Here is a 13,291-nt window from a genome sequence, read left to right on the forward strand (position 1 = left end):
GTCCATCTGTCACGCGGGCGTGCCGATGGAATTCATATAGGCAACTGACCGTGAATTGGAACCTGTCGTCTTGACGGCGCGTGAGTGCCGGGGATCCTGCCTTAGTATGCCTATGCGACAGAGCGTGGGCAGGCTATTTCGGCCGTATGTACCGCAATTTCCTGATCCTTTTGGCTTGCATCCCGGCGCTGGGCGGCTGCGATTTCATGCCGTCGTTTGAAAAAACGACACCGGACATGGCGCGAAACGCCATCGAAGCCTGCGGCACCGCAGCGGACGGCATTGCCTGAGAGATCACCGAAGAGGGCGCCTTTGCTTTCGGAAGAAGGTCGCCCGAGGCTTTCGCTTGGGAAAGCGGCGCCGCATGAGGGCGCCCTAGTCGGCAATCTTTCCGAACGGCAGCAGCTTGCGCGAAAGGCGGGCGGCGGAATTTCCGTCGTTGGCGCGCAGGGAAGGCAGGATGCTGAGGGCGGCGCGCTTCATCTGGGCATCCAGCGCGGTCGGCGCGGGGGCGGCTGCGGCGGTTTCCGCCAGGCGGCGCGCCTGCGCGACCTCGCCCTCGTCCTTGCGAATGCGCATCAGAGCGGCGAGACCGGGATAGAAGGCCCGGTTCCCACCAAGCGTCAGGGCGCGGCTCAGCGCCGCCTCGCCCGCTTCGGCCTTGGCGCCGAGCACGGTGCGGGCGACGAGACCGCCAAGCTGGTCGATCGCGTCGAGATGCCAGCCGGCAATGACCATCTGTGCTTCCGCGTCGCGCGGGTTCTGCGCCGCCAGCCGCTGGAACACCGCCAGCGAGGCCCGCGCATCGGTGCGGCTGCGCGTCAGCTTGGCGCGGTAGCCCACGGCGATGGCGCGCTGGAGCGTGGCTTCATGATCGCCCGGCCGGGCCACGAGGATGCGGTCCGATTCCGCGATGGCCTGACCGATCAGGGCCAGTGCCTTTTTCTTGTCGGGTGCCTGGAATGCGGCCGTGGTAAGAAGTTCGCGCGGCGTATCGGCGAGCGCTGCAGGCGCAATGACCGCAGCGACCATCGCGCTTACGGCTAACATCGTCGAATGGAACACGTTTTCTCCTGACAAGCACCTCGAAACGGCAGCATGACGTATCGCCGTCTGCAAGGCCAGTGCCTTATCGTCAGTGCCTTATCGTCAGTGCCTTATCAGGAGTGCTGCATGGAGTTGACCGTCCGGTGTGAAAATCAGGTCAGCTGCGTCTCGATGATGTTCACGCCGGCGCGCTCGCAGGCGCTGCGCAAGTCGGGATCGGCGATGCGGTCGCAGACCAGGAAGTCGATCGCTTCCATGCCGCAGACCCGCACCGGCGCCGAGCGGCCGACTTTCGAGGAATCCGCGACGAGGATCACCTTTCGCGCATTGCGGATGATGGTTTGCGAAACTTCCACTTCGTCGATCGCGAAATCGAGCAGGCTGCCGTCGGTATCGAGCGCGGAGATGCCGATCAGCGCGTAATCGACCCGGAAATTCTCGATGAAGCGCATGGCAAGCGCGCCGACCACGGCCCGGTCGCCGGTCCGCACTTTGCCGCCGACGCTGACGAGTTCCAGCGCGGGATGGCTGGACAGGGTGTCGATGACGTTGAGGTTGTTGGAGATCACCATGAGGTTGCGATGGTGCGTGAAGTTCGCCGCGACCGCCTCCGTCGTGGTGCCGATATTGATGAACAGGGAGGCACCGTCCGGGATCAGCGCCGCGGCCGCGGCGCCGATCCGCGCTTTGGCATCCGAGGCGACGTCGCGGCGCTTGTCGTAGGCAAGGTTGTCCACGCCGGAAGTGATCAGCGCGCCGCCATGCACGCGCGAGAGCAGCGACTGGCCTGCAAGCACGTTCAGGTCCTTGCGGATTGTCTGCGGCGTCACGCCAAGCCGCTCGGCGAGATCGTCCACGCTGACGCTGCCTGCCCCGCGCGCGATCTCCAGGATATGGGCGCGGCGCTGGGCCACGATATCGCCGTTGCTCTCCGCCGTGGTCTCGATCATGGCTCTTCCCCGTTCCGAATTCGGGCCTTAGCGCGGCCGGGGCGCATCGATCAATCGTGCGCGAGCCAGGCGTCGACAGCCTCGGCCGTGCCCGGCGGTACATGCAGGCCCAGCTTGCTGCGGCGGAACAGGATGTCCTCGGCGCTGCGCGCCCATTCGGCTTCGACGAGATAGTCGATTTCGCGGGCATGAAGCCCGCCGCCGAAGTCCTGCCCGAGATCGGCAGGCGTTCGGGAATCGCCAAGCACATCCGCAGTCCTGGTGCCGTAAGCGCGGGCGAGACGGCGCAGCAGATCGCGCGGCATACCCGGATAGCGGCCGGTCAGCGTGGCGAGGAAGCCATCGAAGTCGCCTTCCGCAATGTCGCCGCCGGGAAGCACCGCCCCTGCGGTCCACGGCGTGGCGGCCTCGGGGAACAGTTCGGCGATATGCTCCATCGCGTGCTCGGCGAGCTTGCGGAAGGTGGTGATTTTGCCGCCGAAGATCGAGAGCATCGGCGCCTGACGGCCATCGCCCTTTTCGAAGTCGAGCACGTAATCGCGCGTGACGGCGGAAGCATTGGCGGCATGATCGTCATAGAGCGGGCGGATGCCGGCGTAGCTCCACACGATGTCCTGCGGGCTCACCGAACGCTCGAAGTAGCGGTTGGCGGTCTCGCACAAGTAGTCGATCTCGCCGGAACTGATCTGTGCCTTGCCGGGCGCTTCGGTCCAGGGTTCGTCGGTCGTGCCGATCAGCGTGAAGTAGCGCTCGTAGGGGATGGCGAAGACGATGCGGCGATCCGGGTTCTGCAGCATGAAGGCATGGTCGCCCTCGTAGAGGCGGGGCACGACGATGTGGCTGCCCTTGACGAGGCGAACGCCGCGATCGTCCCTGGCCCTGCCGAGATTGCGCAGCACCGCATCGACCCAGGGACCTGCCGCATTGACCAGCATTTTCGCCCTGACCTGGCGCGCACCTTGCGGGCTTTCGATGGTGGCCAGCCAGCCGCCGTTATCGCTGACGGCGGCCGAGAGGCGGGTGCGCGTCTCGATCCGCGCGCCGCGCGCGGCAGCGTCCATCGCGTTCAGCACCACGAGGCGGCTGTCTTCCACCCAGCAGTCCGAATAGACGAAAGCCTTTCCTTTTCCTTTCTGGCCTTTCCCTTTCGCGTGAGCGCCTTTCGCATGTTGGGCCTTCAATCCATCGCCCTTCGGCCCGCGATCGAGATCGACCGTCTCCGTGCCGGGCAGCTTCTTGCGGCCGCCGAGATGGTCGTAGAGGAACAGGCCGAGGCGCACCATCCAGGCAGGGCGGGGCGATAGCGACTGCGGCAGGACGAAGCGCAGCGGCCAGATGATATGCGGCGCCATGCCCAGCAGCCGCTCGCGTTCGATCAGCGCCTCGCGGACGAGCCGGAACTCGTAGTACTCAAGATAGCGCAAACCGCCGTGGATCAGCTTGGTCGAGGCCGAGGAGGTGTGGCTGGCAAGATCGTCCTGCTCGACGAGCAGCACCGAGAGGCCGCGCCCGGCCGCGTCGCGGGCGATGCCCGCACCGTTTACGCCACCGCCGACGATCAGCAGGTCATAGGATTCGTCCTGCGCACCGGGGGCGGGGGGCTGCACTGGGTGTTCTCCCTTGGTCTGGGGCATTTCGGCTCTCGCGATTTTCGTGAAGTGTTTTCGTTATTGAAAATACAATCTCGAAAACGAAAATGCAAACGAAACTGTTGACGTTCGTTTGAAAGCGTGCGCAGAAAGCAGCCTGCCGGGCGAAAGGCCGATTTGCGAGAGGATCGAAAGTGGCACAGGACCTGCGCGCATTGCGCGGCGAACTGATTTCCGAAATGCTGGCGGTGATCATCATCATCACGATCGGCGATTCCGCCGCCGCCATGATCACGCTCTACGATCCCAGTCCTTACGCGCAGGCCTATTGGGGCGTGTGCATCGCCTGGGGGCTTGCCGTCACCATGGCGATCTACGTGACCGGATCGGTTTCGGGCACCCATGCCAATCCGGCCGTAACCTTGGCGCTCATGCTGTTTCGCGGCTTTCCCAAGCGCAAGGTGCTGCCCTACTGGGGTGCGCAAGTGCTGGGCGGCGTGATCGGCGCGGCGCTGGTGCTGCAACTCTACCACCCGGTGATCGATGCCTACAATGCCGCGCACGGCATGACCCGCGCCGGTGGCGGTGCGGCGGGCGTGTTCTTCACCCATCCCGGAGAGCATATCACGCCGATCCATGCCTTCTGGGATCAGGTGATCCTGACCGGTATCCTGCTTCTGGGCATTTTCGCCATTACCGACGAATTCAACGACACCGCCCCGCGTGCCAATTCCGGTGCGCTGATGATCGGCCTGCTGGTCGCCATGATCGGCGCCTCGGGCGGCTATCTCGAAGCCTGGGCGATCAATCCCGCGCGAGACTTCGGCCCGCGTATCTTCGCCTACTTCGCCGGTTGGGGAAGTTCCGCCTTTCCAAGTCCGGGTCATTACTGGTGGGTGCCGATCGCCGGGCCGCTGGTCGGCGGTGTCGCCGGGGCGGGCGTCTACCAGATCGCGATCAAGCCCTACCTGCCCTCTCGCCAGAAGTCGCCGTCCCAACCCTAAGCTTGACTAGAGCGACAAGATATCCTCGGAGAGTCCTCGATATGACCCAACCTCGCCACGTTCTCGCCATCGATCAGGGCACCACATCCACGCGCGCGATCCTCTTCGACGATGCCGCGCGTCCGGTCGCCACGGCGCAGTGCGAGTTCGAGCAGCACTATCCCGATCTGGGCTGGGTGGAGCACGACGTCGAGGATATCTGGCGGGACACCGTGAAAGTCGCGCGCGAGGCGATCGAGCGCAGCGGCGTGGGCGCGGCGGCCATTGCTGGGATCGGCATTACCAATCAGCGCGAGACCGTGGTGGTCTGGGAGCGTGAAAGCGGCAGGCCGATCCACCGGGCGATCGTCTGGCAGGATCGCCGGACGGCGCGGCTCTGCGCCGATCTCAAGGCGGACGGCGCCGAACCGGACGTGCGGGCGCGTACCGGGCTGCTGATCGATCCTTATTTCTCGGCCACCAAGCTCGCCTGGATCCTCGACAACGTGAACAACGGCCGCGCCCGCGCCGAGCGCGGCGAACTGGCTTTCGGCACGATCGACAGTTTCCTGCTCTGGCGCCTGACCGGCGGCAAGGTTCATGCCACCGACGTGACCAATGCCGGTCGCACCCTGCTCTACAACATCCGCGAACAGCGCTGGGACGAGGAACTCTGCCGCCTGTTCCGGGTGCCCATGCAGATGCTGCCCGAAGTCCACGATAATGCCCATGTCTTCGGCATGACGAGCAAGGACCTGTTCGGCAAGGAAATTCCGATCGCAGGCATGGCCGGAGACCAGCAGGCCGCGCTCTTCGGTCAGGCCTGTTTCGATGCGGGCATGGCCAAGTCCACTTACGGCACCGGCTGCTTCATGCTGCTCAACACCGGATCGGAAGCGCTCGCTTCGGAGAACCGGCTGCTGACGACGCCGGCCTATCGTCTCGGCGGCAAGATGACATATGCGCTGGAGGGCTCGATCTTCGTGGCGGGTGCGGCCGTGAAATGGCTGCGCGACGGCATCGGCGTGATCACCCATGCCCGGGAGACCAACGACATGGCGACGAAAGTGCCGAACAATCACGGCGTCTACATGGTCCCGGCTTTCGTAGGACTGGGCGCGCCGCATTGGGATCCCGATGCGCGCGGGGCGATCTTCGGCCTGACGCTCGGCGCCACGCAGGCGCACCTTGCCCGCGCGGCGCTGGAGGCTGTGTCCTACCAGACCATGGACCTGGCCCGCGCGATGGTATCGGACGGCGGCGCGCCACTGGCAAAGCTGCGCGTGGACGGCGGCATGGCGGCCAACGACTGGCTCTGCCAGTTTCTGGCGGACATGTTGGAAGCGCCCGTCGAGCGCCCCGTCCATCTGGAGACGACCGCGCTGGGCGCTGCGTTCCATGCCGGACTGGCGACCGGTGTATGGCCCGATCTTGCCGCTTTGGCGGCGACTTGGACCCAGGGCAGCCTGTTCACGCCGCAAATGGCCGGGGACACGCGCAGGCAATTGATCGACGGCTGGCATGATGCCGTGCGCAGGACGCTCAGCAAGTAGGCGTAAGGGCGCCGGCGGTCATCCCGGCGCCGCCAGGGCCAACGGGCTGACAAACCTCTGGCTGGTCGAGGAATCCTGCGGTATCTCCCGGAGCGGCAACCGTTTTCGCGGGCCGGATGAGAGGGGACAGGATCATGAATGCAACGCTTTTCCGGGGCGTGCTGGTAGGCGCGCTGGCCGGTCTCCTGTTCGGCTTCGACACGGCGGTGATCGCCGGAACCACGGAAGGCATCCGCACGGCGTTTGGGCTCGATGCCACCGGCGTGGGAATTACCGTTTCGAGCGCGCTCTGGGGAACGCTCGCCGGCGCGCTGCTGGCCGGGATACCCGGGGACCGCTACGGCGCGCGGACCTCGCTGGAGGCGATCGCGCTGCTCTATCTCGTTTCCGGCATCGGCTGCCTTCTCGCGGTGAACTGGCCGATGCTGCTTGTCATGCGCGTTCTGGCAGGCTTTGCGGTCGGCGCGTCCTCGGTGCTGGCGCCGGTCTACATTGCGGAGATCGCGCCTGCGGAGCGGCGGGGCATGATGGTCGGGACGTTCCAGCTCAACGTCGTGCTGGGCATTCTGGTCGCCTACCTCAGCAACTACTTCGTATCGAGCCTGAACCTCGGCCCGCTCGACTGGCATGTGAAGTTCGGCGTGACGGCAATCCCGGCGGTGGTCCTGCTGGTGATGATGCGCACCATTCCCGACAGCCCCCGCTGGCTTTTCGCCAGGGACCGGGAGGCGGAAGCGGCGGCAGTGCTGGGCAAGCTCGGCAATCCCGATGTGGCGGGAGAGCTGGCCGCATGGCGCAACGCGGAACGGCAGACCCATGCGCCCCGGCTCAGCTGGCGGCGCCACCATCGCCCGATGCTGCTGGCCATAGCCATTGCCGCGTTCAACCAACTCTCCGGCATCAATGCCATCCTCTATTATCTCAACGATATTTTCGCGGCGGCGGGTTTCTCCGGCGTTTCGGCCGACAGGCAGGCGATCGTCATCGGCGCCTGCAACCTGCTGTTCACGGCCCTGGCGCTGACCGTGATCGACCGGATCGGCCGCAAGACCCTGCTGCTGATCGGCTCGGTCGGCCTCACCGCGGCGCTGGCCGGCGTTGCGACGATCTTCGGCAGTGGCACTCATCAGGGCTGGCTGCTCTATCTGCTGATCGGCTTCATCGCCTTCTTCGCGTTTTCGCAGGGTGCAGTGATCTGGGTCTATATCAGCGAGATCTTCCCCACCGATGTGCGCGCGCGTGGCCAGAGTCTCGGCTCGTCGGTCCACTGGTTCATGGACGCGATCATCGCCTTCGGTTTCCCGCTGATGGCTGCACAGGCCCGGGCCATGCCGTTCTGGCTGTTCGCGGGCATGATGGCGCTTCAGTTCGTGGTCGTGCTGGCCTTCTTCCCCGAAACCAAGCGCCGCTCACTCGAAGCCATCGGGGAGAGCATGTAGCGCAGGATCGCCCCGGCTTCGCGGGTCATGGCTTGCGCGATCCATGTTGCACTGCAATAGGATCCGGCCGCTCCCCGCTCACGATCTATCCGAGGCAAAGACATTCCCATGCCGACCAATCCGGCCCATTCCGAAGCCGCGCGCCGCTCCATCGGCATCGATTTCGGCACCACGAACTCGGTCATCGCGCTGACGGGTGAGGAAGGTCAGGCTGACCTCGTGGAATTCAAGGCGCCCGGCGGCCCGGGTTCGGTGTTCCGATCCGCCTTGTGCTTCTGGCAGGACGAAGGCGTACGCGGCGGCCTTGCGCATGAGGCGGGACCCTGGGCGATCTCCGAATTCCTGGAGTTTCCGCAAGGTTCGCGGTTCCTGCAATCGTTCAAGTCGGTAGCAGCGAACGCGGCGTTCGAACAGGCAACGCTGTTCGAGAAGCGCATGCGGTTCGAGGAACTGGGGCAGGTCTTCCTCCAGCACCTCGTCGCGCATGCGGGGGATGCCCTGCGCGACTTGCCCGAATGCGTGGTGGTCGGGCGGCCGGTGCGCTACGTCGGTGCCCGCCCGGACGAGGCGCTGGCGCGGTCACGCTACGATGCGATGTTCGCACTGCTCGGGCGGCCGGTCCACTATGTCTACGAACCGATCGGCGCCGCTTTCAGCTTCGCCTCGCGCCTCACCGAGCCGGCGACGCTGCTGGTGGCGGACTTCGGCGGCGGCACCAGCGATTTCTCGATCGTGCGGGTGGAAGCACCGGGCGCCGCGCGGCGCTGCGTGCCGCTGGGCTCCGCAGGTATCGGCATTGCGGGCGACCGTTTCGACTATCGCATCATGGACCATCTGGTGCTGCCGCTGCTGGGCAAGGGCGGCACGTATCGCTCTTTCGACAAAGTGCTGGAAATTCCCGCCGGTCACTTCGCCGATTTCGGGGACTGGTCTCGCCTGGCCATGATGCGCAATCGCCGTACCCTGGAACAACTGGCGAAGCTGAAGCACGGCGCCACCGATCCGGCCGCCATCGACCGCATGATCGCGGTGGTGGAACATGAACTGGGCTTCGGCCTCTACGAGGCCGTCGGCCGCCTCAAGCGCATGCTATCCGGCGCGGAGCACGGATCGTTCCGTTTCGAAAGCGAAGCCCTCACCATCGAGGCCGATGTTTCGCGCAAGGAGTTCGAAAGCTGGATCGCACCCGACCTTCAGCGCATCGGCGAAACCGTGGACGGCGCGCTGGCGCAGGCCGGGCTGGGGGCAGGCGAGATCGACCATGTCTTCCTGACGGGCGGCTCCTCCCTGATCCCCGCCGTGCGCGCGCTGTTCGAACAGCGCTTCGGAGAGGAGCGCATCGCGGCGGGTAACGAACTGACCTCCATCGCGCATGGTCTTGCGCTGATCGGGCAGTCGCCGGACCTTGCCGAATGGGTGGCTACGGAGCGGACCTGAGCGCCCGATCAGATCGGCCATTCCTCGCGGCGATAGGCGGAATCCCAGAACATCCATTCGTAGCGCGCGGCCTTGCGGAAGGCGCTTGCCATGGCCGCGCGGGTTGTCTCGCTGGCATTGGCGGCGGCTTCGTCTACCAGGGCGCGAACGCGGTCGGTAGCCTCGCCAAAGGACGGCGCCGCATACGTCTCGATCCAGGCGGCATAGGGATTGGGCGAGACCGCGCGCGGCTTGATGGCGCAGCCGACTTCCCAATAGACCCAGAAGCACGGCAGGATTCCGGCGATCAGTTCCTCATAGCTGCGCGTGGCGGCAAGACTGGAGAGGTAGCTGGTATAGCCGAGGCAGGCGGGGGTCGCCTCGTTCTGCACGGCGGTTTGCGGCGTCACGCCGAACTGCGCGAAAAAGGCCTGGTGCAGGGCTTCCTCGACCTGGACGGCCACTTTCGCGCCGTCCGAAAACTCCAGCCTGCCTGCCGCCGTCGGCGCGCGGGCGGCGGCGATGGCAAGCGCGCGGGCATATTCGGCAAGATAGAGGCTATCCTGCACGATGTAGTGGCGGAAACTCTCCGGCTCCAGCGTTCCTTCCGCGAGTTCGCTGAGGAAGGGATGGGCCAGGATCGACTGGCGAAGCGGGGCGATCTCTTCCCAGATCGTGTCGCAAAAGCTCACGCCTGTTCCCTTCAGCGCTTCGAGGGACTGGAGGCGGGAGCCTCCTGGTCGAAGATCCAGTTCAGATAGGCCGCGATCCGCACGCCCGCGCGTTCGAGCCGGTCGTCGATTTCCGTGCGGTGCTGATAGGCATAGTCCCACGAGATATTGGTATTGGTGGGATAGATCGTCTTGCGCAGGGAAATGCTCTCCGAGGTCCAGACCTGCGGATCGCGCACGTTCCACGCGACGACCTGCTCGGGCGTGATGCGGCGCGAAAGCCAGTGGGCATATTCGGAATAGGACAGGGCGCGCTGTTCGATCAGGCCGGAATCCCAGACCGAATGGAGGTTGGTCTCCTTGCCGAACCAGGTCACCTTGAAATCGTTGCCGCCGCGATCGTTGCCGCCGCCGACATGAAGCGGTTGATGGAGATCGCCGATGATGTGGACGATGAAGCGCAGCGCAAGGCGCTTGTCTTCCTGCGAGGCCTTGGGATCGCGCAGCGTCGCGGTGAAGCGCGGCAGTGCGGTCAGGGCGTCGCCCTCGGGCGGAGCGTCCGAAGGCTTGTAGGCATCGCCCTCGCGCACCGTGACATAGTGCCAGGGGCTGGCCTGCTTCTGCCAGAATTCCGCGGGGTTCGACTTCATGTCATCCGGCCAGGTTGCCGCTTCGGCAAGATCCTCGGTGCCGAGAAGCAGGCGGACTTGCGCGCGGGCGACGCCGCTCAGGTTCTCATCGGCAATGGCGCCGGTGATGCGATGGCCGATCGGCCCCCAGGCCATGACGGGGGAGGCGGTGCCGAGCAGGACGGTGAGCGATAGGGCGAGAGTCGAAAAGCGCATGGCGCTCTCATACAGCAACCGAACGGTCTTGCCAGTTGTAGCTGGCAATTCAATCGCCTGCGTACTCTGCTCAGGGCGCGCTGACCTCTTCGTAGAGTTCCAGGGGAAGGCCGTCGGGGTCGGCAAAGAACGTGAAGCGCTTGTCGGTATAGGGATCGATGCGGATGGGTTCGCATTCCACGCCAGCAGCTTCGAGGCGGGCGATCTCGGCATCGAGGTCGGCGACGGCGAAGGAGAGGTGGCGCAGGCCGCAAGCCTCTGGCCGGGAAGGGCGCGGCGGCGGCGTGGGGAAGGAAAACAGTTCGATCTGCGCATTGCCGGCGTCGAGGTCGCATTTCCAGGAAGCGCGTTCCTCCCGATAGACTTCGCGGATGACCGGCATTTCCAGCGTCTCGCTGTAGAAGCGGCGGGAGCGGGCATAGTCGGAAGCGATGATGGCGATGTGATGTATGGCGCGCATGGGCGTGCTCTAGCAGCGCCTGTGCCTGCTGTCCCGAGGTCATTGGCAGGTCTTTTCCCTCTTGCGCCGAACGGGGCGAGCCGCGCGGCGTTTGGCCCAAGACGGATGGCATCTGCGGATTACGCAGAGTTCATCGGATCGCCATGCCTCCTGCTGGTCTCATGTGCCACAGGAAGGGCCGGGCGGTGCAGGTTCGGGACGATTGCAGTGTACTTATCGACGATTTCCTGGCCGGACGCGCTCCGGCCTGCATTGGCGATCTCATGCGCCGTCGCCGCGCTGATCGGCGGCACGGCGCAGGCTCAGGACGTTTCCGGTCGGCCGGACGATCTGAAGATCGGCGGCGATCGGATTTCCATAGGCGTGGGGGCTGCCTCCACCCCCACCTACATCGGTTCGGCCTCTTCCCGGGTCTTGCCGACCGCAGCCGTCCAGGGGGAGGTCTCGGGCGTATCGTTCAATACCTCGGGCACGGCGCTCTATGTCGATGCCGTGCCTTCGAAGGGCAAGCCTGGGTGGAAACTGGAACTGGGGCCGCTGGCGGCGCTGCGACTCGACCGGACGGGCGGTATCGGAAACCTGGCCGTCAACGCGCTGGGAAAACGCGACACGGCGTTGGAACTTGGCGGTTCGGTGGGTATCCAGCGCACCGGGGTCGTGACCAGCCCTTACGATACGCTGTCGATCAGCCTTTCCTACCAGCATGACATCGCCGGCGCGCATGGCAGCTATGTGGCCAGCCCGGAAATCGACTACGACACCCCGCTGTCCGAGCATGCCTTCGTCTCGTTTTCCGCCTCCGCCGATTACGTCGGGCAGGGCTTCGGGCGATATTACTACGGCATCGATGAAGCAGGCAGCCGGGCGAGCGGGCTTCCCGTCTACGATGATGCCGACAAGGCGGGTTGGAAGGACTGGAACCTCAGCACGATGGCGGTCCATTCCATTTCCGGCAATCTCCTCCACGGCGTCGGCCTGTTCGTGACGGGCGGCTATCAGCGTCTGCTGGGCGCCTATGCCCGCTCGCCCATCGTTGCCGACGTCGGCAGCCGCAACCAGTGGAGCGGCGCGCTGGGGCTGGAGTATACCTTCCGATGAAGCGGCCTCACGGGCTGGTTTTTTCGTAGGCTTCCAGCGCGGCGCGGTCTTCGTTCGATACGAATTCGCAGGTGAGTAGGGTCTTGCCGGGCATGGCGGGCCCCTCGCGCGCGACGATGGAAATCAGGCCCAGATCCTTCATGCCCTGCTGCTCGTCGGGCAGCAGGCGCGCGAAGCCTGCGGTGGATGAACCGAACAGGTGGCTGGTTTCGGGCGAAAGACCGTAACGTTCCGCGACTTTTGCGGCGACCTGCCCCTCCAGCAGCACGCCCACGGACATGCCCGCGAAAACCACGTCCTGCGCGGTGAAGCCGTCCCGCTCGACGGGAGCGGGAAGGCGATAGATCGCCGCACCGAGCGAGGAGGTGTCCGGTTCGGCCAGCTTTTCCGCAGCCTCGTAAAGCTCCGTTGCCGAGGCCGTGGAGTAGGGCGGCTGGCAAAGGGCCGCGGCGAAGAAATCGGGCGCGGCTGCGGTCGCCATAGACGGCGCGACGGCCGCCATGGCGCAGGCGATGAGGAGGGCGGGACGTGTCATCCTGGCTCTATGGGAACAATATCAAGCACTATCAACATATTATGCAGGCAAGATAGTTCAGCGCTTGGGCGCCTTCGGCTTCTGCGCGCGCACTTCGCCCAGCAGAAGGCCGAGGTACTTTTCCGCCTCGGCGGCCTGGGCTTGCGGGAATGCCGCAGTCATGCGCCCGCTCCAGTAGCCGTAGTTCACCGTGGTCAGGCTGAACAGCCAGGGCTGATTGTCGCGATAGCCGCTGAAAGTGCCGCGATAGGCATCCAGCTTGCGATTGGTTGGGATCTTGGCAGGGCCTTCCGAGGCGATCGAGGGGGCGGCGAAATGGGCCATCGCGGCCTGGCGCATGATCATGTAGTGATCGCGCGCCGACATCTGGTCGATATGGACGATCGCCATGCGCACCACGATGTGGTCCTTGCCGGTGCCGAGCGGCCGGTCATAGCCGATCGCGACATATTCGCCGCTGGGATCGAACGTCTTTTCGTTGAGGCGTTTGAAGCCTTCGAACTCTGCGGGGAAGTGCAGGCCGCTGGCGGTATGGACCAGCGTGGTGCCGTCGGCGGCCAGTGTGAAGCCTTCCGGGATTTCCGAGGGCGCCGCGGCCACCGGGCCGACTTGTGCCACTGCTGCAGCGGGCGCGATCGAGGCGAGAAGCAGCGCCAGGGGCGCGGCAAGAATGGCACTGGCTGAAGGCATCGACGTCATGTCCCC

Annotated in this window: 14 protein-coding genes; 6 read left to right on the plus strand and 8 right to left on the minus strand. The window is 65.2% G+C overall.

Features of this window, described 5'->3' with window-relative positions:
- Nucleotides 1–146: 146 nt before the first annotated feature.
- Entirely contained in the window at nt 147–290 is a 144-nt protein-coding gene (locus NTCA1_RS11715; protein WP_159830656.1) for a hypothetical protein, read from the plus strand.
- An 85-nt stretch (nt 291–375) separates the two neighbouring features.
- Here NTCA1_RS11715 and NTCA1_RS11720 read toward each other — a convergent pair whose 3' ends face one another.
- The 3 genes from NTCA1_RS11720 to NTCA1_RS11730 all read right to left on the minus strand — a co-directional run bounded on the left by NTCA1_RS11720 (nt 376) and on the right by NTCA1_RS11730 (nt 3,604).
- Nucleotides 376–1,065 carry a hypothetical protein gene (locus NTCA1_RS11720; protein ID WP_236549264.1) on the minus strand — a complete coding sequence of 230 codons (690 nt, stop codon included), beginning with the start codon at nt 1,063–1,065 and terminating at the stop codon, nt 376–378.
- A 134-nt stretch (nt 1,066–1,199) separates the two neighbouring features.
- On the minus strand, nt 1,200–1,997 hold the full coding sequence (locus NTCA1_RS11725; RefSeq protein ID WP_086491463.1) for a DeoR/GlpR family DNA-binding transcription regulator: 798 nt from the start codon (nt 1,995–1,997) through the stop codon (nt 1,200–1,202).
- A gap of 50 nt (nt 1,998–2,047) precedes the next feature.
- The gene (locus NTCA1_RS11730; RefSeq protein ID WP_236549265.1) at nt 2,048–3,604 is read right to left on the minus strand and encodes a glycerol-3-phosphate dehydrogenase; all 1,557 of its coding nucleotides are present in this window, start codon (nt 3,602–3,604) and stop codon (nt 2,048–2,050) included.
- A 176-nt stretch (nt 3,605–3,780) separates the two neighbouring features.
- Here NTCA1_RS11730 and NTCA1_RS11735 point away from each other — a divergent pair, with 176 nt between their 5' ends.
- The 4 genes from NTCA1_RS11735 to NTCA1_RS11750 all read left to right on the plus strand — a co-directional run bounded on the left by NTCA1_RS11735 (nt 3,781) and on the right by NTCA1_RS11750 (nt 8,998).
- A complete protein-coding gene (locus NTCA1_RS11735) occupies nt 3,781–4,590 on the plus strand; it encodes an MIP/aquaporin family protein (protein WP_236549266.1) in 810 nt (269 codons plus the stop codon).
- Between the two features lie 41 nt (nt 4,591–4,631).
- Nucleotides 4,632–6,122: a glycerol kinase GlpK gene (gene glpK, locus NTCA1_RS11740; RefSeq protein ID WP_159830658.1), complete on the plus strand. Its 1,491-nt coding sequence runs from the start codon at nt 4,632–4,634 to the stop codon at nt 6,120–6,122.
- A 134-nt stretch (nt 6,123–6,256) separates the two neighbouring features.
- The gene (locus tag NTCA1_RS11745) at nt 6,257–7,561 is read left to right on the plus strand and encodes a sugar porter family MFS transporter (protein ID WP_201282469.1); all 1,305 of its coding nucleotides are present in this window, start codon (nt 6,257–6,259) and stop codon (nt 7,559–7,561) included.
- A gap of 108 nt (nt 7,562–7,669) precedes the next feature.
- The gene (locus NTCA1_RS11750; protein ID WP_086491468.1) at nt 7,670–8,998 is read left to right on the plus strand and encodes an Hsp70 family protein; all 1,329 of its coding nucleotides are present in this window, start codon (nt 7,670–7,672) and stop codon (nt 8,996–8,998) included.
- Between the two features lie 8 nt (nt 8,999–9,006).
- Here NTCA1_RS11750 and tenA read toward each other — a convergent pair whose 3' ends face one another.
- From tenA to NTCA1_RS11765, 3 genes are all read right to left on the minus strand, one after another.
- Nucleotides 9,007–9,669 (minus strand): thiaminase II, encoded by a 663-nt coding sequence (gene tenA, locus NTCA1_RS11755; protein ID WP_086491469.1) that lies wholly within the window; start codon nt 9,667–9,669, stop codon nt 9,007–9,009.
- 11 nt (nt 9,670–9,680) lie between these two features.
- Nucleotides 9,681–10,493 (minus strand): S1/P1 nuclease, encoded by an 813-nt coding sequence (locus NTCA1_RS11760; protein ID WP_159830659.1) that lies wholly within the window; start codon nt 10,491–10,493, stop codon nt 9,681–9,683.
- 70 nt (nt 10,494–10,563) lie between these two features.
- Nucleotides 10,564–10,953, minus strand: coding sequence for a VOC family protein (locus NTCA1_RS11765; RefSeq protein WP_086491470.1), 390 nt, complete (start codon nt 10,951–10,953; stop codon nt 10,564–10,566).
- Nucleotides 10,954–11,160: 207 nt separating this feature from the next.
- Here NTCA1_RS11765 and NTCA1_RS11770 point away from each other — a divergent pair, with 207 nt between their 5' ends.
- Entirely contained in the window at nt 11,161–12,051 is an 891-nt protein-coding gene (locus NTCA1_RS11770; RefSeq protein WP_159830660.1) for a MipA/OmpV family protein, read from the plus strand.
- A gap of 7 nt (nt 12,052–12,058) precedes the next feature.
- On the opposite strand, the gene NTCA1_RS11775 is transcribed toward NTCA1_RS11770, so the two are convergent.
- Together NTCA1_RS11775 and NTCA1_RS11780 are read right to left on the minus strand one after the other, a co-directional pair.
- Nucleotides 12,059–12,586 carry a hypothetical protein gene (locus tag NTCA1_RS11775; protein WP_086491472.1) on the minus strand — a complete coding sequence of 176 codons (528 nt, stop codon included), beginning with the start codon at nt 12,584–12,586 and terminating at the stop codon, nt 12,059–12,061.
- Between the two features lie 57 nt (nt 12,587–12,643).
- Nucleotides 12,644–13,276, minus strand: coding sequence for a hypothetical protein (locus NTCA1_RS11780; protein ID WP_236549267.1), 633 nt, complete (start codon nt 13,274–13,276; stop codon nt 12,644–12,646).
- Nucleotides 13,277–13,291 lie beyond the last annotated feature (15 nt).

Origin of the sequence: Novosphingobium sp. TCA1 (assembly GCF_009811895.1) — a bacterium.
GTDB lineage: Bacteria > Pseudomonadota > Alphaproteobacteria > Sphingomonadales > Sphingomonadaceae > Novosphingobium > Novosphingobium panipatense_A.